The sequence below is a fragment of the Pseudomonas sputi genome, from assembly GCF_021603585.1.
In the GTDB taxonomy this organism is placed as follows: domain Bacteria; phylum Pseudomonadota; class Gammaproteobacteria; order Pseudomonadales; family Pseudomonadaceae; genus Aquipseudomonas; species Aquipseudomonas sputi.
Genome location: NZ_BQHI01000021.1, coordinates 1 through 23,159, shown reverse-complemented (window position 1 = coordinate 23,159; position 23,159 = coordinate 1). Strand labels below are relative to the sequence as shown.

15 protein-coding genes and 1 other RNA gene are annotated in these 23,159 nt (G+C 61.4%); 7 read left to right on the top strand and 9 right to left on the bottom strand.

From position 1 onward, the window contains the following. Nucleotides 1–126: 126 nt before the first annotated feature. Nucleotides 127–876: a substrate-binding periplasmic protein gene (locus L6D81_RS22510; RefSeq protein ID WP_236181984.1), complete on the top strand. Its 750-nt coding sequence runs from the start codon at nucleotides 127–129 to the stop codon at nucleotides 874–876. 9 nt (nucleotides 877–885) lie between these two features. On the opposite strand, the gene L6D81_RS22505 is transcribed toward L6D81_RS22510, so the two are convergent. The 7 genes from L6D81_RS22505 to L6D81_RS22475 all read right to left on the bottom strand — a co-directional run bounded on the left by L6D81_RS22505 (nucleotide 886) and on the right by L6D81_RS22475 (nucleotide 12,226). Continuing rightward, the gene (locus L6D81_RS22505) at nucleotides 886–2,844 is read right to left on the bottom strand and encodes a hypothetical protein (protein ID WP_236181983.1); all 1,959 of its coding nucleotides are present in this window, start codon (nucleotides 2,842–2,844) and stop codon (nucleotides 886–888) included. Between the two features lie 217 nt (nucleotides 2,845–3,061). Next, nucleotides 3,062–3,158, bottom strand: an RNA gene (gene ffs / locus L6D81_RS22500) — signal recognition particle sRNA small type. 111 nt (nucleotides 3,159–3,269) lie between these two features. Beyond that, nucleotides 3,270–4,436 carry a zinc-binding metallopeptidase family protein gene (locus tag L6D81_RS22495; protein ID WP_236181982.1) on the bottom strand — a complete coding sequence of 389 codons (1,167 nt, stop codon included), beginning with the start codon at nucleotides 4,434–4,436 and terminating at the stop codon, nucleotides 3,270–3,272. Between the two features lie 68 nt (nucleotides 4,437–4,504). Continuing rightward, nucleotides 4,505–6,862 (bottom strand): NAD-dependent DNA ligase LigA, encoded by a 2,358-nt coding sequence (gene ligA / locus L6D81_RS22490; RefSeq protein ID WP_236181981.1) that lies wholly within the window; start codon nucleotides 6,860–6,862, stop codon nucleotides 4,505–4,507. 88 nt (nucleotides 6,863–6,950) lie between these two features. Further along, nucleotides 6,951–7,817: a cell division protein ZipA gene (gene zipA, locus L6D81_RS22485; protein WP_236181980.1), complete on the bottom strand. Its 867-nt coding sequence runs from the start codon at nucleotides 7,815–7,817 to the stop codon at nucleotides 6,951–6,953. 258 nt (nucleotides 7,818–8,075) lie between these two features. Beyond that, nucleotides 8,076–11,564 (bottom strand): chromosome segregation protein SMC, encoded by a 3,489-nt coding sequence (gene smc, locus L6D81_RS22480; protein WP_236181979.1) that lies wholly within the window; start codon nucleotides 11,562–11,564, stop codon nucleotides 8,076–8,078. Nucleotides 11,565–11,566: 2 nt separating this feature from the next. Then, complete coding sequence (locus tag L6D81_RS22475; protein ID WP_007952019.1) at nucleotides 11,567–12,226, bottom strand: GntR family transcriptional regulator; 660 nt, start codon at nucleotides 12,224–12,226, stop codon at nucleotides 11,567–11,569. A gap of 266 nt (nucleotides 12,227–12,492) precedes the next feature. Here L6D81_RS22475 and xdhA point away from each other — a divergent pair, with 266 nt between their 5' ends. The 4 genes from xdhA (at nucleotide 12,493) to guaD (ending at nucleotide 18,636) form a co-directional block, all read left to right on the top strand. Next, the gene (gene xdhA / locus L6D81_RS22470; protein WP_236181978.1) at nucleotides 12,493–13,947 is read left to right on the top strand and encodes a xanthine dehydrogenase small subunit; all 1,455 of its coding nucleotides are present in this window, start codon (nucleotides 12,493–12,495) and stop codon (nucleotides 13,945–13,947) included. Further along, nucleotides 13,940–16,333, top strand: a complete 2,394-nt coding sequence (gene xdhB / locus L6D81_RS22465) for a xanthine dehydrogenase molybdopterin binding subunit (RefSeq protein ID WP_236181977.1) — start codon at nucleotides 13,940–13,942, stop codon at nucleotides 16,331–16,333. The genes xdhA and xdhB overlap by 8 nt, the downstream gene beginning before the upstream one ends. Nucleotides 16,334–16,460: 127 nt before the next feature. Continuing rightward, nucleotides 16,461–17,318 carry a xanthine dehydrogenase accessory protein XdhC gene (gene xdhC / locus L6D81_RS22460; RefSeq protein ID WP_236181976.1) on the top strand — a complete coding sequence of 286 codons (858 nt, stop codon included), beginning with the start codon at nucleotides 16,461–16,463 and terminating at the stop codon, nucleotides 17,316–17,318. Nucleotides 17,319–17,331: 13 nt separating this feature from the next. After that, nucleotides 17,332–18,636 carry a guanine deaminase gene (guaD, locus tag L6D81_RS22455; RefSeq protein WP_236181975.1) on the top strand — a complete coding sequence of 435 codons (1,305 nt, stop codon included), beginning with the start codon at nucleotides 17,332–17,334 and terminating at the stop codon, nucleotides 18,634–18,636. Between the two features lie 102 nt (nucleotides 18,637–18,738). Here guaD and L6D81_RS22450 read toward each other — a convergent pair whose 3' ends face one another. After that, entirely contained in the window at nucleotides 18,739–19,503 is a 765-nt protein-coding gene (locus L6D81_RS22450; RefSeq protein ID WP_007952027.1) for a GntR family transcriptional regulator, read from the bottom strand. Nucleotides 19,504–19,727: 224 nt separating this feature from the next. Here L6D81_RS22450 and L6D81_RS22445 point away from each other — a divergent pair, with 224 nt between their 5' ends. Beyond that, nucleotides 19,728–20,918 carry a benzoate/H(+) symporter BenE family transporter gene (locus L6D81_RS22445; RefSeq protein ID WP_039770013.1) on the top strand — a complete coding sequence of 397 codons (1,191 nt, stop codon included), beginning with the start codon at nucleotides 19,728–19,730 and terminating at the stop codon, nucleotides 20,916–20,918. Nucleotides 20,919–20,979: 61 nt separating this feature from the next. Here L6D81_RS22445 and L6D81_RS22440 read toward each other — a convergent pair whose 3' ends face one another. Next, on the bottom strand, nucleotides 20,980–21,324 hold the full coding sequence (locus tag L6D81_RS22440) for a YggL family protein (protein WP_039770011.1): 345 nt from the start codon (nucleotides 21,322–21,324) through the stop codon (nucleotides 20,980–20,982). 234 nt (nucleotides 21,325–21,558) lie between these two features. On the opposite strand from L6D81_RS22440, the gene dacB reads away from it, so the two are divergent. Further along, on the top strand, nucleotides 21,559–23,019 hold the full coding sequence (dacB, locus tag L6D81_RS22435; protein ID WP_236181974.1) for a D-alanyl-D-alanine carboxypeptidase/D-alanyl-D-alanine endopeptidase: 1,461 nt from the start codon (nucleotides 21,559–21,561) through the stop codon (nucleotides 23,017–23,019). Nucleotides 23,020–23,159 lie beyond the last annotated feature (140 nt).

Below are 23,159 nucleotides of genomic sequence, written 5' to 3'. Positions count from 1 at the left end.
GGAAGCAGAAGCGGCTAATGCTAGCGGAGCAAGGGCAAAATTGCATCCGGTGTGCTCGTCTATTCTGGCTAAGCTGCATGAGCGAGGGCTTTTGTCGGCTCAGGATTAGGAATTACCGGAGCGTTTATGCGGTGGGCCGTGGGGGCATTACTGGGATTGAGCCTGAGCGCGATGGCGTCGCAACCGCCGCTGCGCTTCGTCGTTGCCGACAGCTGGGCGATGCCAATGGTGCAGATCGAACGCGGCCGCCCGACCCAAGGCATCCTCTACGACATGATGCTCAGCCTGGCGACCCAGGTCGGCGTGCCGGCGCAATTTCACGTCCTGCCCCGCGCCCGGGTGCAGAACGCCATGGAACACGGTGAAGTCGACGTGCGCTGCTTTGCCGCACAATCCTGGCTGCCGAACCTGTCCGGGGATTACATCTGGAGCCTCCCGCTGTTCTTCCAGCGCGACCTGCTGATCAGCCGTCGGGACCCACCACCCAGCGTCGACCCGGCCCACCTGCCCCGCCAGTCAATCGGCACCGTGCTCGGTTACACCTACCCCACGCTGCAACCGATATTCGACGCCGATCGGCTCTGGCGCGAAGACGCGCGCAATCAGGAGCAGGTGCTCGACAAACTGCTGGCCGGCCGCTACCGCTATGCGGTGAGCAATCAATGGACACTGGACTGGTTCAACCAGCGCCTGCAGCCGGCGCAACAACTGCAAACGGTGGCAGTGCTGCAGGAGCAGAAGATCGGCTGCTATGTGCGCAATGATCCGAATGTGCCGGTGCAGCGGATATTGAGGACGTTGCTGCGGATGAAAATGTCCGGGGAGATTGATGACATTATTCGGTTGTATACCGGGGGGTCGAGTAATGAACCGTGAGCCAGCCCCTCAATGCCCCGCCGTATCGCGAAATTTCTGATATTCGTGATACTCGACCCACGCGACCACATCGTACGGCACATAAAGCTTCTGTCTGGCGCGGGAGATGGCAATGTACACGGCGCAGATCCGCTGATCGAACGCGTAGGCATCCTTGAATTGCTCGTTGGTCAGCAGGCCCGGCGTCAGTAGCACCTTGTCGAACTCCATACCCCCCGCCTCTTCCGCGAGCATCAGCAGGCAGCCGTTGCCGGCGTTGTCGATCATTCGGTTCAGGCGCGTCAGGTCGGCAATCATGAAACCGTTTTCCAGCTTGGCCTTGACCCGCAGAAATGATTCGTCGAACTGATTGGCGTCACAAACGGCCTGCCAGTCAGGCAGGTCGCTGAAGTACGGATGCACGCCGTTTTCACTGAATTCGGAACGGTAGAAGTCAGGCTTGAACCGTTCGATGGCGGTGGCCATGAAATGCTTGAGATCATCCTGGGTTGGCTTGTCCGGGAATCTGAACTTGCAATTGGAGTCGTGCAGGTGGATAGCCCAGATCATTGTGTCCCACGGTGAGGCTGTCAGCACCACACAGCCCTCGGGCGGCACAAAACCTTCCGGATATTCCTTAATCATGACGTCAGCATCACTGGCGCCTTCGAACGGCATCTTGCCCTTCTGCGAATGCCGGGCGATCAGCGGATTGACCAGCCGCTCGACATTGCGACCCGAGCGCACGGAATAACTGATATCGCTCTGGCGAACCTCGCGGTGCCGTTTGACCGGAACGCCGCTGGCCTGCTGGTACTCGTCGCCGAGGGTGATCAGCACCTGCCGGCCGCGTTCGATGATCTGCAACAGCGAGCCGGGAATGTCCTGGCTTTCGTCGATCAGCACGTGCGTGTAGCGCGCGGGCACCACGCAACCGGCAATGCAGGCCCGCTTGATCATCAGTAGCGCTTCGAAACCGGTCTGGCCGCCCCACGCCGGATTGAGTTCGAGGTAGCCCCACACCCGGCTCGAATATTCCAGCAGCACTTGAGCGTCCACGCTGGAGAGCGGCTGATTGAAATGCGGCAGATGCTTCGCTGAAAAGGTGTGATCGCGAAAGCGACAGTAGCGCTCGATCACCTTGAGGCACAGTTCAAGGGTCGCCTGCCCGTCGTGGTGGCGGAAACCGAAGATATTCAGTTCCTGCGCCAGCGCCTGGCGACTGAGGATCCGAGTCGCTCCTTCAGCCTGAGGCCTGCGCCCGAGCATCAGCGACTGCGCAAACGCCAGGAAGGTCTTGCCGGCCTTCTTCTCGCTCGGCCCCACCATCCGCTGACGAAGGACCTCCAGCTTGGCCGGTGTGCGCGCCAACAGTAAGGTCTTTTCCGGGCGCAGGTGTTCCAGCAAGGCCACCAGCAGATGGCTTTTGCCGATCCCGGCGTAGCCCTGAACGTGCAGGTCTTCGTCCAGGTTGGCGCGAAAGGTTCTGACCAGTTTGTCCTGTGCCGGGCTCAACCAGCGCTCGCGCTGTCGGGGCGTCACTATCGGCTGGCTGAACGGATCATGGCTGCGATGGCGCTGCACCTTGTATTCGAAGTCCCACTGGCCGTCGGGCAACAAGTAGTCGCGTGCAGATACTTCTTCGGCCAACAGAAAACGCAGGTTCAGAGGCTTGAGAACCTTCAGGCCGAAATACAGTTTGCGCGGGTCGAACAGACGTTGGGCTTCTGACAGCAGGCCTGCTGTCGTTGACTGACGGTTTTGCGCAGCCCAGGACAAGAGCCTGGCCAGAATCTTCTCCGCTGCCACGGCGCCGAGATCCTGCTCTTTCGTTTGCACCAGGTTCTGGATCACCAGCACGGCCGCCAACTCTGGATCGGTCAGGGTTTCGAGCGCTGTGGTGCCCCCCGCCTGCAAAAGGTTCGTGCAGGTTTCTTCCGTCAGAGGCAAGAACACGGGGCTGGATAAATCGGAATGTTCCGGGAGCATAAAACCTCGCGACCAGGGTGCAGACCTCATACGGTCGATCCTGGCCAGACTCTTCATTTATTTCGGTGGTGGCGAGTATGCGGGATTGAAGAGGCGTCGACACCTCCGCGAGCGGGGTGTTTGGGTACGAAACGCCAAATCGCAGGCATAAAAAAACCGCAGTGGGCGAAACCCATGCAGTTCGGTCTGATTCGTTCGAGGGTCGTTAAGGTGGTAACCCTACCAGCCACACCCCGGCACACAATGTCACCGCTGCGGCTGCTCCCTTCCAGGCCTGACCGGGTTCACGGCTGATCGTTGCGGGGGGACCGATAGGGTCACCATAACGACGCTCACCTGTCGGCGAGCCGCGCCATTGTACCTATCTGAGACGAAGTTACAACCGCTCGTTGCAGATTAAAAATATGAAGGGCTTCAAGCACTTGCTATTGCGCCTGCAGCACCTCGTCCGCCCGGCCGCCCTCCTGCTGGATCACCAGATGAATGAAGTGCAGCTTGGCGATCGCCGCCGGCGGCAGGACGAAGGGATAAAAATCCGGCTGCCCCATGCTGCGCGACAGTTCGTTGAGCATGCCGGCCAGTTCGATCCATGCGTTGACGAACGACAGGAACGCCGCGCCGCCAGGATGCTCGGGGTCATACAGCGTGCTCGACGGAAACGGCTGGTAATCGAGATCCATCTCCCGGGCGCTCATGCCAAAACCCAGTGCCGTATCCACCGCGTCCATCATGTGCAGGTAATGCGCCCAGGTTTCCGCCCAGTCTTCCCACGGGTGCATGGTGGCGTAGGCGCTGACGTAGTGCTGCGACCAGTCCGCCGGCGCGCCCTGTTGATAATGCCGCTCCAGCGCCCCGGCATAACTGGCGCGTTCGTCGCCGAACAGGTTGCGGAATGAATCAAGCCACGGGCCGTTGTCGATCAGGCGATCCCAGTAGTAATGCCCGACCTCATGGCGAAAGTGCCCGAGTAGCGTGCGATAGGGTTCATGCATCTGCGCCCGGACGCGCTCGCGGTGGGCGTCGTCGGCTTCTGCGATGTCGAGGGTGATCAGGCCGTTGGCGTGGCCCGTCATGGGCCCGTTGCCTTGCAGATCGACGCCGATGAAATCAAAGGCCAGGCCGGTGTCTTCATCGACTGTTTTCGGAACGACCGGCAGACCGAGGCTGATCAGTTGCGCCATCAGACGCCGCTTGGCGATTTCAACCTTGCGCCAGCGTTCGGGGTTTTCCGGGACGGACAGATCGGGGATGGTGCGATTCAGAGCGCAGGCCGCGCACAGGGTGTCGTGATCGTTGGCGGGCAGCAGCCAGTTGCAGGCCGCCGGGGTATCGAGGTTGGCGCAACGGCGGAACAGCCCGGCCTCGGGATCGACATCCAGCGTCCAGGTGCCCTCTTGCGGCCCCGGTTGCAGCGAGGTCAGACGACTGTGTTCCGGTTGATAACCCAGCGCCGCGTTGCAGGCCAGGCACTGACTGTTACGAAAGAACAGCGACTGGCCGCAGCGGCACGGCCAGACTTTGCTGTTGCGCGAGGATTCGCCCATGAACGGCGCGACGATGCGGGAACTCAACTGCTCGAAAAAGCGGTACATGGCGATCTCTCCCTTGGGCTTGCCAAGACTAGATCATTCCCGCGAGTTGATCGTTCCCGCGCAATGCGTCAGGCAGAAATACCGTGTCCTTTGAGGAACGCGATAAACGCCTCTTCGTCCATCACTTTCACGCCCAGTTCGTTGGCCTTGGTCAGTTTCGACCCCGCGCCCGGTCCGGCGACCACGCAATGGGTCTTGGCCGACACGGAGCCGGCGACCTTGGCGCCGAGGCTTTCCAGGTGTTCCTTGGCGACGTCCCGGCTCATCAGCTCGACCTTGCCGGTCAGCACCCAGGTTTCGCCGGCCAGTGGCAGGCCTTCGACGACTTTCTTTTCGCTTTGCCAATGCATGCCGAAATCGCGCAGTTGCTGCTCGGCAGACTCCGCAAGCTGACGATGCCCGGGCAAGGCGAAAAACTCGCGAACCGCGTTGGCCTGTTTCTCCGGCAATGCCTGGCGCATGTCCAGCCAGTCAGCGTTCATCACCCCTTCCAGCGATTCGAACCTGTCCGCCAGTTTCTGCGCCCCGCCCGGTCCCACCGAAGGAATGTGCAGCTTGTCGAGGAAGCCGCCCAGCGTTGTGCTTGCGGCAAACTCGGCGCCCAACTCACCCTGATCCTGAATCTCTAAACCATGGCCCAGCAACTCGGTAATAACCTGCTGGTTGTGCGCATCTTCGAAGAAGCTGTGAATCTCGTGGGCCACTTCCAGGCCGATGTCCGGCAGGTACGTCAGCACTTGCGGCAAGGCTTGCTGGACGCGCTCCAGCGACCCCAGCGAGCGGGCCAGCACCTTGGCGGTCTCCTCGCCGACATCCGGGATGCCCAGCGCATAGATGAAGCGCGCCAGCCCCGGCTTCTTGCTGTCCTCGATAGCGGCCAGCAACTTGTTGCTCGACACTTCGGCAAAACCTTCAAGATCGACGATGTCATCGAACTTCAATGCATAAAGATCGGCCGGCGAACTGACCAGACCTTCGTCCACCAACTGCTCGACGCTCTTGTCGCCGAGGCCTTCGATGTCCATCGCCCGACGAGAGACGAAGTGAATGATCGCCTGCTTGAGTTGCGCACCGCAGGCCAGTCGGCCGACGCAGCGGTACACCGCGCCTTCGCTGATGGTTTCCTTGCCCTTGCTGCGCTTGACCAGTTGCGTGCGCTCGACGTGGGAGCCGCAGACCGGGCAGCTCTCGGGAATCTGCACAGGGCGCGCATCTTCCGGACGACGCTCCATGACCACTTGCACCACTTGCGGAATCACATCACCGGCGCGGCGAATGATCACCGTGTCGCCGATCATCAGGCCCAACCGGGCGACTTCGTCCATGTTGTGCAGCGTGGCGTTGGCCACGGTGACGCCGGCAACCTTGACCGGTTTCAACCGCGCCACGGGCGTGACGGCGCCCGTGCGGCCGACCTGGAACTCCACGTCGAGCAGTTCGGTGAGTTCTTCCATGGCCGGGAATTTGTGGGCGATGGCCCAGCGTGGTTCACGGGCGCGAAAACCCAGTTCACGCTGGTCGGCAATGCTGTTGACCTTGAACACCACACCGTCGATTTCATAGGCCAGCGCGTTGCGGCGCTCGCCAATATCACGGTAATAATCCAGGCATTCGCCGATGCCTTTGGCCAGTTTCAATTCGTGGCTGATCGGCAGGCCCCAGGCTTGCAGCTGCTTGAGGTTACCGATGTGGGTATCGGCGATGTCGTGGGACACCTGGCCGATGCCATAGCAGCAGAACTCCAACGGGCGGTTGGCGGTGATCTTCGAATCCAGCTGGCGCAGGCTGCCGGCGGCGGCATTGCGCGGGTTGGCGAAGGTCTTGCCGCCGACTTCCAGTTGCGAAGCGTTCAGGCGCTCGAAACCGGCCTTGGACATGAACACTTCGCCGCGCACTTCCAGCGTCGCCGGCCAGCCCGTGCCGTGCAGCTTCAGCGGGATGTTGCGCACCGTGCGCACGTTGACGCTGATGTCTTCACCCGTGGTGCCGTCGCCGCGCGTAGCGCCGCGCACCAGCACGCCGTCCTGATACAGCAGGCTGACCGCCAGACCATCGAGCTTCGGTTCGCAGCTGTATTCCACCGCCGCGCCACCGCCAAACAGATCGCCGACCGGCAGATCCAGCCCTTCGGTCACCCGGCGGTCGAACTCGCGCATGTCGGTTTCTTCAAAGGCGTTGCCGAGGCTGAGCATCGGCACTTCGTGGCGCACCTGGCTGAACGCGGTCAGCGCCACGCTGCCCACGCGCTGAGTCGGTGAGTCGCTGGTGATCAGCTCCGGGTTGGCCGCTTCCAGCGCCTTGAGCTCGTGGAACAACCGGTCGTACTCGGCATCCGGAATGCTCGGTTCATCGAGGACGTGGTAACGGTAGTTGTGCTGATCGAGTTCAGCGCGCAGCGCTAGAATGCGGTCTTTGGCGGCAGTCATGGGTGTTCTCTCATAAAGCAAAAGAGCAGCCGAGGCTGCTCAATCTGTTTTTGCCGATTGCCTCTTTATGACGAGGCAACCTTTTCAATCAACGCTTCTGGGTCAGGGCGCGACGTTCGAATTCGACGATGCGCTGACGGTAGTGCTCGATGGTCTGCGCGGTCAGGACACTGCGCTGGTCATCTTTCAATTCGCCGTTCAGTTCCTGAGACAGCTTGCGGGCCGCCGCGACCATCACGTCGAAGGCCTGCTTCGGATGACGCGGGCCTGGCAGGCCGAGGAAGAAGCTCACCGCCGGGGTGCTGAAATGGTCGATGTCGTCCAGATCGAAGATGCCCGGCTTGACCGCATTGGCCATGGAGAACAGTACCTCGCCGTTGCCGGCCATGCTTTCGTGACGGTGGAAAATATCCATCTCACCAAAACGCAGACCGCTTTCCAGAATGTTCTGCAACAGCGCCGGGCCCTTGAAGCCGGCCGGGTCGCGGCAGATCACGCTGATCACCAGCACTTCTTCTGCTTGTGGCTGATCTTTATCGGCCACTGCAGGCGACGACTTGGCGGCAGGCTCGACGAAATCATCGTCGCGGCTGCTGAAGCTCGGGCCGCCGTCCAGATCCAGATCGAGGTTCAGGTCGCCCTGGGCCGGGCCGTTGCTGCCACGCTTGCCGCGCTTGGAACCGGATTCGCGAGGCTCGCGTGCTTCGCGGGCCGGCATGCTCACCGATGGCAGATCGTGTTCGTCCAGTTGTGGCTCTTTATGAGTATCCAGCACGCGGGCCGGGCCCAACAGCTCGGCGCTGCTGTCCTCGTCCGGCAGGTTGGACAGACTTCGGTCAAGGCGGAATTTCAGTTTTCCCTTGCCGCCGCGCATACGGCGCCAGCCATCGAAAAGAATACCGGCTATCACAATGATGCCGATGACGATCAGCCACTCGCGCAGACCGATTTCCATGTAATCCCGTGCCTCTATAAAAAATGCTGAAAAATAAGGGGTTTACACTGTGCAAACCGCTTTAAAACGTGGCGCCAACTCTATGTTCTGACAGGCGTTTTGCCCACGTATACGAAAAATTGACATTAAACTAGCACGACCAAAGACAACTTTACACCGTCTGTCTCATTGGCTTGCGCGATTATGTCGATTGGCCAGCAAGTCGAAGGCGGTAAATATGTCCTACAGACTACAAATACCTTTTCCGACAGCGCCGACTCAGGCATCCACCATCGCCATCGCCTCCTCGACATCCACGGCTACCAGTCGCGAACAACCCGGCTCATGCATCGTCACGCCCATCAACTGGTCAGCCATTTCCATGGCGATCTTGTTGTGGGTGATATAGATGAACTGCACGGTCTGCGACATCTCTTTGACCAATCGTGCGTAGCGTCCAACGTTAGCGTCATCCAGTGGCGCGTCAACTTCATCGAGCATGCAGAACGGCGCCGGATTCAACTTGAAGATCGCAAATACCAGTGCAAGCGCGGTCAGGGCTTTCTCGCCACCAGAGAGCAAATGGATAGTGCTGTTCTTCTTTCCGGGCGGCTGCGCCATGATCGTCACCCCTGTATCGAGTAGATCTTCGCCCGTCAGTTCCAAATACGCCCGCCCGCCACCGAAAACTTTTGGGAAAAGTGCCTGTAAACCGCCATTGATCTGATCAAAGGTATCTTTGAAACGGTTACGGGTTTCCTTGTCGATCTTGCGGATGACGTTTTCCAGGGTCTCCAGCGCTTCCACCAAATCGGCGTCCTGCGCATCCAGATAACGTTTACGCTCGGATTGTTGCTGGTATTCGTCGATCGCCGCGAGGTTGATCGCGCCCAGGCGCTGAATCCGCGCGGCGATGCGTTCAAGTTCTTCTTCGGCGGCCTTCTCGCTGGCCTCGGCGGTCAGAGTATTGAGCACGCCGTGCAGATCGTAGCCGTCTTCCAGCAGTTGATCCTGCAGGGCCTTGCGGCGCACGGTCAGGGCCTGCCATTCCATGCGCTGCTGTTCGAGCTGACCCCGGATCAATTGCGATTGCTGCTCGGCCTGGGTCCGGCGTTTTTCCGCGTCGCGCAGTTCGCGGTCGGCGTCTTCCAGCGCGATCTGTGCGGTCTTGAGTTCGTCGTCGACGCTCATGCGCTTGTCGAGCAACTCTTCGAGCTTGAGGCGCAGTTCTTCCAGCGGCGCCTCGCCCTCCTCCAGATTCAGGCTGAGCTGTTCACGTTTTTCGGTGAGACGCTCGGCCTGCATTTCCAGACGCTCAAGGGCCTGGCGGGTCGAATCATGCTGCGCACGCAGCGAACCCAGACGCACGGCCAATTGATGGGCGTGGTCTTTGTGCTGGCGCGCTTCCTGACGCACCCGATCCAACCGCTCGCGCAGGCTGTCACGCTGGGCCAGCAGCAATTCGCGCTGTTCGGTGTCGAGGGCCATGGCGTCGAGGGCGTCCTGCAACTGGATCCGTGCCTCGCCGATGTTTTCGTGTTCCAGTTCGCGCTGCTCGGCGAGCTCGACCAGTTCTTCATCGAGGCGGGTACGACGCAGGTTCAACTGCTCGGCCTTGGCCTTGCCGGCGGACAACTGGGCTTTCAATTCGCCTTGCTGACGAGCTTCGTCTTGCAGCAAGCGACGTAGATGTTCGCGACCATTTTCCTGCTGACGCTGTTGTGCGCGCAGGGTTTGCAAACGGGTTTCCATGGCCTCGACCGTGGCTTCGCGCTCTTCGCGTTCCGCATGCAGCGATTCGATTTCCTGGCCGCGGGCGAGCATGCCGCTCTCGGCTTCGCTGGCGCGGCGCACCCGCAGAAAGTGCCGACCGACCCAGTAACCGTCACGGCTGATCAGACTCTGCCCGGCCGCAAGCTGGCCGCGCAGGGCCAGCGCCTGTTCAAGGCTGTCGACCGGTTTGACCTGAGCGAGCCAGGGCGACAGATCGACCTGCGCCTCGACCTTGTCCAGCAGACTGCCGGCCACGCGCACGCCGTCACTGCCGGGACTGAGCAAACGCAGATCGCCCTGACTAAAACCGGACAGATCGAAGCCGTCGAAATCATCCACCAGCACCGCTTGCAGATCGGCGCCAAGCACGGTTTCCACCGCCAGTTCCCAACCCGCCTCGACTTTCAGGCCTTCGGCCAGACGCGGACGCTCGGCGAGGTGGTGTTCTTTCAGCCACTCAGCAGTGCCGGTGCCCGGATCGAGCGCCGCCTGCTGCAAGGCTTCCAGCGATGCGAGGCGACCATTGAGGCGCTGCAAATCGCCCTGCGCCTGTTGTTGCGCAGTCAATGCCTGCTGCAATTCCTGGCGCAGTTGTTCAAGTTTTTCGACCTGGGCTTCTTCGCTGGTCTGCAAATCTTCAAGGGTCGCTTCGGACTCGGCGAGCTGTTCGCTGAGCTCCATGATCGCCGCGTCTTCCGGATCGGCCGAGAGCAGCGCGCGCTCTTCGCCTAGACGCTTTTGCCGATCAGCCAGACGCTCCATGCTGGTTTCCAGCTGCTGGATGCGCGATTGCTGCACTTCGGCCTGACGACGGGGTTCGGCGGAGGTCAGGTTGAAGGCGTCCCACTGCTCCTGCCAGCCGTGCATGACGGCTTCGGAATCCTCCAGCGCAGCGGCGGCTTCTTCGGCAGCGGCGTTGGTGATTTCCTGCTCGGGGGTCAGTTGATCGAGTTCTTCGCCGAGGGTCAGCAGCAAGGTGCGGTCGTGACCCAGGTGCGATTCGGTTTCGAGGCGTGCGCGCTCGGCTTCTTTCAGGTCGTCCTGCAATTGGCGCAAGCGTTGCTGACCGTGCTGGATGCTCTGCTCGACGCGGGCGATGTCGCCGCCAACCGAATAGAAGCGCCCCTGCACCAGATTGAAGCGCTCGGACAGGTCATGGTGACCGTCGCGCAGGCGTTCAATCGCTGCGTCGGCGTTGCGTTGTTCGGCGACCAGCGCTTCGAAGCTGATTTCCTGGTTGCCGATGATCGATTCGCGCTGACCGACCTGATCGTTCAGATCCTGCCAGCGCAGGGCCGACAGTTGCGCCTTGAGCTGGCGTTCTTCGGCCTTGTATTCCTGATATTTCTTGGCGGCTTCGGCCTGCCGGTGCAAGCGTTCAAGCTGACGTTCAAGCTCTTCGCGCAGGTCGGTCAGGCGGGCCAGGTTTTCGTGAGTACGGCGGATACGGTTTTCGGTCTCGCGCCGACGCTCCTTGTACTTGGAAATGCCGGCGGCTTCTTCGATGAAGTTACGCAGGTCTTCCGGCTTGGACTCGATCAGCTTGGAGATCATCCCCTGCTCGATGATCGAGTAGCTGCGCGGGCCGAGGCCGGTGCCGAGGAAGATGTCGGTGATGTCGCGACGACGGCATTTGGCGCCGTTGAGGTAATAAGTCGTCTGGCTGTCGCGGGTCACTTTGCGGCGAATGGAAATTTCCGCGTAGGCCGCCCACTCGCCCAGCAGCGTGCCGTCGGAATTGTCGAACACCAGTTCGATGCTCGCCTGGCTCACCGGTTTGCGGCTGGTCGAGCCGTTGAAGATGACGTCGGTCATCGACTCGCCGCGCAGGTTCTTGGCCGAGCTTTCGCCCATCACCCAGCGCACGGCATCGATGATGTTCGACTTGCCGCAACCGTTCGGCCCGACGACCGCCGCCATGTTGCTGGGGAAGTTCACCGTGGTCGGGTCGACGAAGGACTTGAACCCCGCCAGCTTGATGCACTTGAGCCGCAAGGTCAGGCAACCGTCAGGGCGGACACCACCAGATCGCAGCTGCGCTGGGCGTAAGCCGTCAGCACGATGCGGATCTGCGGCAGGTCACGGGCGAGGACGGCGGCGAGCAAGCGTTCGAACAGTTCGAGGAACTCGCTCATCTCGGCCTTGCGCTGTTCCAGCGCGAGGAAGTACGCACGGCTCATGGCCGGTTGCAGGTTCTCGACGGTTTCCTGCAGGTACGGGTTGTTGGCGAACGGATACGCGGCACGCATCACGTTGAAGCTGTCGTCGACGAAGGTGCGGATGTCCTGACGCTCGTAGCTGGCGGTCAGGCGCTGCTGGATCTGCACGAACGGCGCCATGTCGGACTGGACTTGCCAGCCATTTGCCACTGCGTTGCCGAGCAGGATGTACAGCTCGCTCATCAGCGTGCACAGGCTCTGCACTTTGTGTGCCGTCAGCTCAGTGACGTGGGCGCCGCGGCGCGGCAGGATCGCGATCAGGTGACGGCGCTCGAGGATCAGCAAGGCTTCGCGGACCGAGCCGCGGCTGACGTTCAGCGCCAGCGTGACCTTCTGTTCCTGGATGCGCTCTCCCGGCTTCATTTCGCCGCGAATGATCCGTTCGGCGAGGTGGTGAGCGATTTGCTCGGCGAGGCTGTCCGGCGCCTTGAACGTCATGGTTGTCCTTCAAACTCTTCGATCTGCACAAGCGGCGCAGTGTAGCGCAATGCGCGGTCATGGCGGAGTGCCCGCACAGCGGTTTTTGGCACGAATCCCGCAAAAAAGCGCTTGATCCAATGAGGGTCAATACTGAAGAGACACGTGGTTGTGCGACAAAACGGTTTTTCCTGACCTTTAAGTCAGAAAACCATTGACCGAAAAGTCAGACCTGCTAAATTCGGCTCAAGTCGCTCAACAACAATAATGAGTCTGCGAGGCCTTCCGTGATCCAGTTTTTACTTAACCAGGAACTCCGTAGCGAGCACGCCCTGGACCCGAACCTGACTGTGCTCAACTACCTGCGCGAACATGTGGGTAAATCCGGCACCAAAGAAGGCTGCGCCAGCGGTGACTGCGGCGCCTGTACGGTGGTGGTCGGCGAGTTGCAGACGGATGACGATGGCCGCGAGCACATTCGCTATCGCAGCCTCAACTCGTGCCTGACGTTCGTGTCGTCGCTGCACGGCAAGCAATTGATCAGCGTCGAAGACCTCAAGCACAAGGGCGAACTGCACAGTGTGCAGAAAGCCATGGTCGAGTGCCACGGCTCGCAGTGCGGTTTCTGCACCCCCGGTTTCGTGATGTCGCTGTTCGCCCTGCAAAAGAACAGTGATGCACCGGATCAGGCCAAGGCCCACGAAGCACTGGCCGGCAACCTCTGCCGCTGCACAGGCTACCGGCCGATCCTGGCCGCCGCCGAGCAATCCTGTTGCGCCAAGCAACCGGACCAGTTCGACGCCCGGGAAGCGGAAACCATCGCCCGCCTCAAAGCCATTGCCCCGACGTCGATCGGCGAACTCAACAGCGGCGACAAGCGCTGCCTGGTGCCGCTGACCGTGGCCGATCTGGCCGACCTCTACGATGCTTATCCACAGGCCCGCCTGCTGGCCGGCGGCACCGATCTGGCGCTGGAGGTCACGCAGTTTCATCGCACCCTGCCGGTGATGATCTACGTCGGCAACGTCGCCGAAATGAAGCGCATCGAGCACTTCGATGATCGCATTGAAATCGGCGCCGCCACCGCCCTCTCCGACTGCTACGAAGCACTGAACGCCGAGTACCCGGACTTCGGCGAGTTGCTGCACCGCTTCGCCTCCCTGCAGATCCGCAATCAGGGGACTTTGGGCGGCAACATCGGCAACGCCTCGCCAATCGGCGACTCGCCGCCCCTGCTGATCGCCCTCGGCGCGCAGATCGTGCTGTGCAAGGGCGAGACCCGCCGCACGCTGGCGCTTGAGGATTACTTCATCGATTACCGGGTCACCGCGCGTCAGGAAAGCGAGTTCATCGAGAAAATCATCGTGCCTCGCGCCACGGCTGAGCAGCGCTTCCGCGCCTACAAAGTCTCCAAGCGTCTGGACGACGACATCTCCGCCGTCTGCGCCGCGTTCAACCTGCGTGTCGAAAACGGTGTGATCACCGACGCCCGCGTCGCTTTCGGCGGCATGGCCGCGATCCCGAAACGCGCCGCTCACTGTGAAGCCGTGCTGCTCGGTCAGCCGTTCGACAACGCTGTGACCGAACGTGCCTGCACCGCGCTGGGCGAGGATTTCACCCCGCTCTCGGACTTCCGCGCCAGCAAGGAATACCGCCTGCTCAGCGCGCAGAACCTGCTGCGCAAATACTTCATCGAACTGCAAACACCGCACATCGAGACTCGGGTGACCGCTTATGTCTAACCATCACGGCGTAGAGAAAACGCAAGCTGAACTGGCTGAACTGTTCGCCAAAGACCTGACCACCGGCGTCGGCCGCAGCGTCAAGCACGACAGCGCCGCCAAGCATGTGTCCGGTGAAGCGCAATACATCGATGACCGCCTGGAATTCCCCAACCAATTACACGTTTACGCGCGGCTGTCGGATCGCGCCCACGCGAAAATCATCAGCATCGACACCCAGCCCTGCTACGCCTTTGAAGGCGTGCGCATCGCCATCACCCATGAAGACGTGCCGGGCCTGAAAGACATCGGCCCGCTGCTGCCGGGTGATCCGCTGCTGGCTATTGATGACGTGCAGTTCGTCGGTCAGCCGGTGCTGGCCGTGGCCGCGAAAGATCTGGAAACCGCACGCAAGGCCGCCATGGCCGCGATCATCGAATACGAAGATCTGGAGCCGGTGCTGGACGTGGTCGAAGCCCTGCGCAAACGCCACTTCGTGCTCGACAGCCACACCCATCAGCGCGGCGATTCGGCCAACGCATTGGCCACGGCCGAACATCGCATTCAAGGCACGCTGCACATCGGCGGCCAGGAACACTTCTATCTGGAGACCCAGATCTCCTCGGTGATGCCCACCGAAGACGGCGGCATGATCGTCTACTGCTCGACGCAAAACCCCACCGAAGTGCAGAAACTGGTGGCCGAAGTTCTCGACGTGTCGATGAACAAGATCGTGGTCGACATGCGCCGCATGGGCGGTGGTTTCGGCGGCAAGGAAACCCAGGCCGCGAGCCCGGCGTGCCTGTGTGCGGTGATCGCGCACCTCACCGGCCAGCCGACCAAGATGCGTCTGCCACGGGTCGAAGACATGCTGATGACCGGCAAGCGTCACCCGTTCTACGTCGAATACGACGTCGGCTTCGACAGCACCGGGCGCCTGCACGGGATTGCGATGGATCTGGCCGGCAACTGCGGCTGCTCGCCTGATCTGTCGGCCTCGATTGTCGACCGGGCGATGTTCCACTCGGACAACTCGTACTACCTGGGTGACGCGACCATCAACGGTCACCGCTGCAAGACCAACACCGCGTCGAACACCGCCTACCGTGGCTTCGGCGGCCCGCAAGGGATGGTCGCGATTGAAGAAGTGATGGACGCCATCGCCCGTCACCTGAACCTCGATCCGCTGGCCGTGCGCAAGGCCAACTACTACGGCAAGACCGAGCGCAACGTCACCCATTACTACCAGACCGTCGAGCACAACATGCTCGAGGAAATGACCGCTGAACTGGAAGAAAGCAGCCAGTACGCCGAGCGCCGCGAAGCGATCCGTCGCTACAACGCCAACAGCCCGATCCTGAAAAAAGGCCTGGCGCTGACTCCGGTGAAATTCGGCATTTCGTTCACTGCCAGCTTCCTCAACCAGGCCGGCGCGCTGGTGCACGTCTACACCGACGGCAGCATCCACCTGAACCATGGCGGCACGGAGATGGGCCAGGGCCTGAACACCAAAGTCGCGCAGGTCGTGGCCGAAGTGTTCCAGGTGGAAATGGACCGCGTGCAGATCACCGCGACCAACACCGACAAGGTGCCGAACACCTCGCCGACGGCAGCCTCCAGCGGTGCCGACCTGAACGGTAAAGCCGCACAGAATGCCGCCGAGACCATCAAGCAGCGCCTCGTCGAATTCGCCGCCCGGCACTACAAGGTCAGCGAAGAAGACGTGGAGTTCCACAACGGCCACGTACGCGTTCGCGACCACATCCTGACCTTTGAAGCGCTGATCCAACTGGCGTATTTCAATCAGGTGTCGCTGTCGAGCACCGGGTTCTACAAGACCCCGAAAATCTACTACGACCGCAGTCAGGCCCGTGGTCGGCCGTTCTACTACTTCGCCTTCGGCGCGGCGTGTTGCGAGGTGATCGTCGACACCCTGACCGGTGAATACAAGATGCTGCGCACCGACATCCTCCACGACGTCGGCGCCTCGCTGAACCCGGCCATCGACATCGGCCAGGTCGAGGGCGGTTTCGTCCAGGGCATGGGTTGGCTGACCATGGAAGAACTGGTGTGGAACAACAAGGGCAAGCTGATGACCAACGGCCCGGCCAGCTACAAGATCCCGGCCGTGGCGGACATGCCGCTGGACCTGCGGGTGAAACTGGTGGAAAACCGCAAGAACCCGGAAGACACGGTGTTCCACTCCAAGGCCGTGGGTGAACCGCCGTTCATGCTCGGCATCGCCGCGTGGTGCGCGATCAAGGACGCGGTGGCCAGCCTCGGCGATTACAGGCATCAGCCGAAGATCGACGCGCCGGCGACCCCGGAGCGGGTGTTGTGGGGCTGCGAACAGATGCGCCAGCTCAAGGCGGTGAAAGCCGTCGAGGCTGAAGCCGAGGTTGTTTGATGATCGTTCCCACGCTCTGCGTGGGAATGCAGCCCGCGACGCTCTGCGTCGCATCCTGAACAGCGGACGCGGAGCGTCCAGTGATGCATTCCCACGCAGAGCGTGGGAACGATCTGAGAGGTGAGATATGTACAACTGGATCGACGCCCTCGCCGACCTGCAGAACCAGGGCGAACCCTGCGTTCTGGTGACGATCATCGAAGAGCTCGGCTCGACGCCGCGCAATGCCGGTTCGAAAATGGTCGTCAGCGCCCGCCAGACCTTCGACACCATCGGTGGCGGGCACCTGGAATACAAAGCCATGCAGATCGCCCGCGAGATGCTCGCCAGCGGCAGGCAGGACACCCATCTGGAGCGCTTCAGCCTCGGCGCCAGCCTGGGCCAGTGCTGCGGCGGCGCCACGGTGCTGCTGTTCGAACCGATGGGCCAGGTGCAGGCGCAGATCGCGGTGTTCGGCGCCGGTCATGTCGGCCGTGCGCTGGTACCCTTGCTCGCCAGCCTGCCCTGCCGGGTGCGCTGGATCGATTCCCGGGAAGAGGAATTCCCCGAGCAGATTCCCCACGGCGTGCGCAAGATCGTCGCCGAGGAACCGGTGGATGAAATCGACGACCTGCCCGCCGGCAGCTACTGCATCGTCATGACCCACAACCACCAACTGGATCTGGAACTCACCGCCGCGATCCTCAAGCGCAATGACTTCACCTGGTTCGGCCTGATCGGCTCGAAAACCAAACGGGCGAAGTTCGAACACCGTTTGCGTGACCGTGGTTTCGACGCCAGCGTCGTGCAACGCATGCGCTGCCCGATGGGTATCGGCGAAGTCAAAGGCAAGTTGCCTGTGGAAATCGCTATCTCCATCGCCGGCGAAATCATCGCCACCTATAACGCCAATTTCGGCCAGCACAGCGCCAGCGCCGAACCGATTGCCAAACTGCTGCCGGTTTCACGCCGCAGTCAGGCCGCCACACTCAAAGCCTCAAACTGATTAGAGAACCCTCATGCCTCTGACTCGCAAAGCCTACCGCGCCGCCATCCTGCACAGCATCGCCGACCCTGCCGAGGTCGGCATCGAAGCCTCCTACGAGTATTTTGAGGACGGTCTTCTGGTGGTCGATGGCGGCAAGATCAGCGCCCTCGGCCACGCCAGCGAACTGCTGCCGACGCTGCCGGCGGACATCGAAATCACCCATCACAAGGATGCGCTGATCACTCCGGGTTTCATCGACACCCACATCCACCTGCCGCAGACCGGCATGGTCGGCGCCTACGGCGAGCAACTGCTGGACTGGCTGAACACCTACACCTTCCCGTGCGAAAGCCAGTTCGCCGACAAGGCCCACGCCGATGAAGTGGCGGACATTTTCATCAAGGAACTGCTGCGCAACGGCACCACCACCGCCCTGGTGTTCGGCAGCGTCCATCCGCAATCGGTGAACTCGTTCTTCGAAGCGGCCGAGAAACTGGACCTGCGGATGATCGCCGGCAAAGTGATGATGGACCGCAACGCGCCGGACTACCTGACCGACACCCCGGAATCGAGCTACGTCGACAGCAAGGCGCTGATCGAGCGCTGGCACGGCAAGGGTCGTCTGCATTACGCCGTGACCCCGCGCTTCGCCCCGACCAGCACTCCGGAACAGCTTGCACTGGCGGGGCAGTTGCTCAGCGAATACCCGGATCTGTACATGCAGACCCACATCAGCGAAAACCTCAAGGAAGTCGAGTGGGTCAAAGAGCTGTTCCCGGAGCGCAAGGGTTACCTGGACGTCTACGACCACTATCAATTGCTCGGCGAGCGCTCGGTGTTCGCCCACGGCGTGCACCTGTGCGACGACGAATGCGCGCGCCTGGCAGAAACCGGTTCAGCGGTGGCGTTCTGCCCGACGTCGAACTTCTTCCTCGGCAGCGGCCTGTTCAATCTGCCGATGGCCGAGAAGCACAAACTGAATGTCGGCCTCGGCACTGACGTCGGCGGCGGCACCAGTTTCTCGCTGCTGCAGACCCTGAACGAAGCCTACAAGGTGATGCAGCTGCAAGGTGCGCGCCTGAGCCCGTTCAAGTCGCTGTACCTGGCCACCCTCGGCGGTGCGCGGGCGCTGCGTCTGGAAGACAGGATCGGCAACCTGCAACCGGGCTCCGACGCCGACTTCCTGGTGCTGGACTACAACGCCACCCCGCTGCTGAGCTACCGCTTGAAGCAGGCCAACAACATTGCCGAAACGCTGTTCGTGCTGATGACCCTGGGCGATGACCGCACCGTGGCTCAGACCTATGCGGCAGGCGCGCTGGTGCACCAGCGCTGATTGATCGCCTGGTCGTTCCCAGAGCGTGGGAACGCTCGGGCAGGCAAAAAAATCCCCCGGCACTTTGCAGTCCGGGGGATTTTTATTGCCTGCCGATTCGCCTCAGAGCTTGACCGCCGGCCGCCCCGGCTTCTTGGTCTGCAACAGGTGCGAGAACACGGCATGCAGGTCGTCCGACGCGCTTTCCTCGTCGAGGTTGAGCTTGCTGTCGATGTGATCCATGTGATGCATCATCAGGTCCACCGCCAGCTCGCCGTTGCGCGCTTCGATGGCGTCGATCAACTGGGTGTGCTCGTCGTAGGAACAGTGCGAACGGTTGCCGCTTTCATACTGGGCAATGATCAGCGACGTCTGCGAAACCAGGCTGCGCTGGAAGCTGATCAACGGCGCGTTCTTCGCCGCTTCGGCGAGTTTCAGGTGGAATTCACCCGAGAGACGGATGCCGGCACCGCGATCGCCACGGGAGAAGCTGTCGCGCTCGTCGTTGACCATCTGGCGCAGTTCGGCGATCTGCTCGGCGGTGGCGTGCTGCACTGCCAGCTCGGTGATCGCGCGCTCCACCAGACGCCGGGCGAGGAACACCTGACGCGCCTCTTCGACGCTCGGGCTGGCCACTACCGCGCCACGATTCGGCCGCAACAGCACCACGCCTTCATGGGCCAGACGCGAGAGCGCGCGGCGAATGATGGTGCGGCTGACCCCGAAAATTTCCCCCAGCGCTTCTTCGCTCAACTTGGTACCGGGTGCCAGGCGCTGCTCGAGGATGGCCTCGAAGATATGCGCATAGACAATATCGTCCTGGGTTCCGCTGCGGCCGGCTTTGCCTGCTCGCGGTTGTTTCTTGAGGGGTTGCAACTGTTCGTTCATGGGCACTCGAGTCGGGAAGAACGGCGGCGAATTGACCGTGACTGTAATACGGCACAGTGGGTCGCTGGCAAGTATCGCGTAAAAAACAGCGCGATTGTACACAATGGAAGGTGGCAACACGACTGTACGGCTGTTTGTGGCTTCGGCTGTATCGCAACGCTCCGTTACGTTTGAGTTTAGGCTTAAACCCGAAATCCGTGGTTTGAACAAGGAACGCCGCTGTCATGAACGAAATTACCCACACCCGACTGCGCCCGCTGGCGGACACATCGCCCTCCGCCATCGTCGCCGGGTTCATCGCGATGATGACCGGCTACACCAGTTCGCTGGTGCTGATGTTCCAGGCCGGGCAGGCGGCGGGCCTGACCAGCGGGCAGATTTCATCGTGGATCTGGGCGATCTCCATCGGCATGGCGGTGTGTTCGATCGGCCTGTCGTTGCGCTATCGCACGCCGATTACCATCGCCTGGTCGACACCCGGCGCGGCGCTGTTGATCACCAGCCTGGGCGGCGTCACCTACGGCGAAGCCATCGGCGCCTACATCACCTGCGCGGTGCTGGTGACGATTTGCGGCCTGACCGGCAGTTTCGAACGGCTGGTGAAAAAGATCCCGGCCTCCCTCGCCGCCGCGTTGCTGGCGGGGATTCTGTTCAAGATCGGCAGCGAAATCTTCGTCGCCGCGCAACACCGCACCGGCCTGGTGCTGGGGATGTTCTTCACTTATCTCATCGTCAAACGCCTGTCGCCGCGTTATGCGGTGCTCGCCGCGCTGCTGATCGGTACTGCGCTTTCGGGCTTCATGGGGTTGCTGGACTTCAGCGGCTTTCATCTGGAAGTGGCAACACCGGTCTGGACCACGCCGCACTTTTCCCTGGCCGCGACCATCAGCATCGGCATCCCGCTGTTTGTTGTAGCGATGACCTCGCAAAACATGCCCGGCATCGCCGTACTGCGGGCCGACGGCTACAACGTCCCGGCCTCGCCGCTGATCACCGCCACCGGCATCGCGTCCTTGCTGCTGGCGCCGTTCGGTTCCCACGGCATCAACCTGGCGGCCATCAGCGCGGCGATCTGCACCGGGCCCCATGCCCATGAGGATCGCAACAAACGCTACACCGCTGCCGTGTGGTGCGGGATTTTCTACGGGATTGCCGGGGTGTTCGGCGCCACGCTGGCGGCGCTGTTTGCCGCGCTGCCCAAGGAACTGGTGCTGTCGATTGCCGCGCTGGCCCTGTTCGGTTCGATCATCAACGGCTTGAGCATCGCCATGACCGAAGTGAAGGAACGGGAAGCGGCGTTGATCACCTTCATGGTCACGGCGTCGGGGCTGACGCTGTTTTCCATCGGTTCGGCCTTCTGGGGGATTGTCGCGGGGGTGCTGACCTTGCTGATCCTCAACTGGCGCAAGGCTTGAGACCTCGTTAAATAGCAGGCATAAAAAAACGGCGACCCTCAGGTCGCCGTTTTTTTCAGTATCACTTGGCCGCGTTGATCGGCTTTTCCGGATACCAGACGTCCAGCAGCGGGCTGATTTCAGTGCTGGTCAGCTCGGAGCGGGTTTTCAGCCAGGCTTCAACGGCAGCGCGCTGCTCTTCGGTGACCGAGCCACGCTTCTGCAGGCAAACCAGACCGAAGTCGTCGCCGCCGACATAGCCCAGACCGTTGGCTTCCATGGCTTCTTTGATGAATGCTTCAAGGAAAGCGTCAATGGCTTCTTCGGACAGGTCTTCTTTGAAGCCCAGGTTCAGTTCGAAACCCAGCTCTTGAAATTCATCGACGCACAGTTTTTTGCGCAGACGCTGGGAACGGTTAGTCGCCATTGGAACAATCCTCTTAAGTAATAACGGCCGGCACTTTACCAGTTTAAGCCGGCGATTGCCCGCCTATCCGGGACGTGCGTGCGACCGCCTGTAAAAAAATAACGGATTGGCGCCCTTGCGAAAGGCACAAGCTGTTACACCTTGGGGCATAATGCCGACACTTTCATGACCACTGAGGGCCTTTTCATCCATGTCCTCGTCTTTTTTCCCCTCGGCTGTAGGGTTTTATTTCATATGATCAAATCGTTGCGTCCTCTGCTCCTGGCCGGCCTTCTTCTGCCGCTGGCCCTGCCCGTCTCCGCTGCCACCATCAACACCGCCCTGACTCCCAACGTCGAAAAAGCCCTCAAGGCCAGCAAACTGCAACCCACTGCCCTGTCGCTGGTGATGGTGCCGCTGGATGGTCCAGGCACGCCGACCGTGTACAACGCCGACGTGTCCGTCAACCCGGCCTCGACCATGAAGCTTGTGACCACTTACGCGGCGCTGGAAATGCTCGGCCCCAACCACCAGTGGAAAACCGAGTTCTACACCGACGGCGACCTGAACGGCGGGATCCTCAACGGCAACCTCTACCTCAAGGGCGGCGGCGATCCAAAGCTGAACATGGAAAAGCTCTGGCTGCTGATGCGCGACCTGCGCGCCAACGGCGTGACCCAGGTCACCGGTGATCTGGTGCTCGATCGCAGCTTCTTCGTGCAGCCGCAACTGCCGGAATTCAACGATGACGGCAACGACGAGAACAAACCGTTCCTGGTCAAGCCGGATTCACTGCTGGTCAACCTCAAGGCCCTGCGTTTCGTGGCCCGCAATGACAATGGCCGGGTGTTGATCTCGGTCGAACCGCCGATTGCCAGCATCAAGATCGAGAACACCGTCAAAGCGCTCAACTCCAAACAATGCACCGGCGGCGTGCGCTACAACCCGGTGCCGCAGGCCGATGGCAGCGTGACCGTGACCGTGGCCGGCCAGTTGGGCGAAGGCTGCAGCTCGCAGACGTATCTGTCGCTGCTCGACCACGCGACCTACACCGCCGGCGCCGTGCGGGCGATCTGGAAGGAACTGGGCGGCAGCATCCAGGGCAAGGATCGTCTGGCCCCGACCCCGAGCAGCGCCAAAGTGCTGGCCCGCGCCTTCTCGCCGGATCTGGCGGAAATCATCCGCGACATCAATAAATACAGTAACAACACCATGGCTCAGCAGCTGTTCCTGAGCCTGGGCCAGAAATTCCGCAACGACGCCGACGGCGATGACGCCAAAGCCGCGCAACGTGTGGTGCGTCAGTGGCTGGCGAAGAAAGGCATCACTGCGCCGCATCTGGTGATGGAAAACGGTTCCGGTCTGTCGCGCTCCGAGCGGGTCAGTGCCCGGGAAATGGCCAACATGCTGCAAGCGGCCTGGCGCAGCCCTTACGCTGCCGAGTACATCAGCTCGCTGCCGATTGCCGGCACCGACGGCACCATGCGCAAACGCCTGAAGACCACCGCGATGCGCGGCGAAGCCCACGTCAAGACCGGCACCCTGAACACCGTACGGGCGATTGCCGGCTTCAGCCGTGACGTCAACGGTAACACCTGGGCGGTGGTGGCGATCCTCAACGACAAGGCCCCGTTCGGCGCGTCGTCGGTGCTGGATCAGGTGCTGCTGGATCTCTATAAACAGCCGCGGACGCCGCAGACCGCTTCGGTTCTGTAACTCTGTAAATGATTGTTCCCACGTCGAGGCGTCGAACCGTCTGCGTGGGAACACAGCCCGTGACGTTCTGTGTCACTGGACCCGGAGCGTCCCTAGAGGCGTTCCCACGCAGAGCGTGGGAACGCCTCTAGGGACGCTCC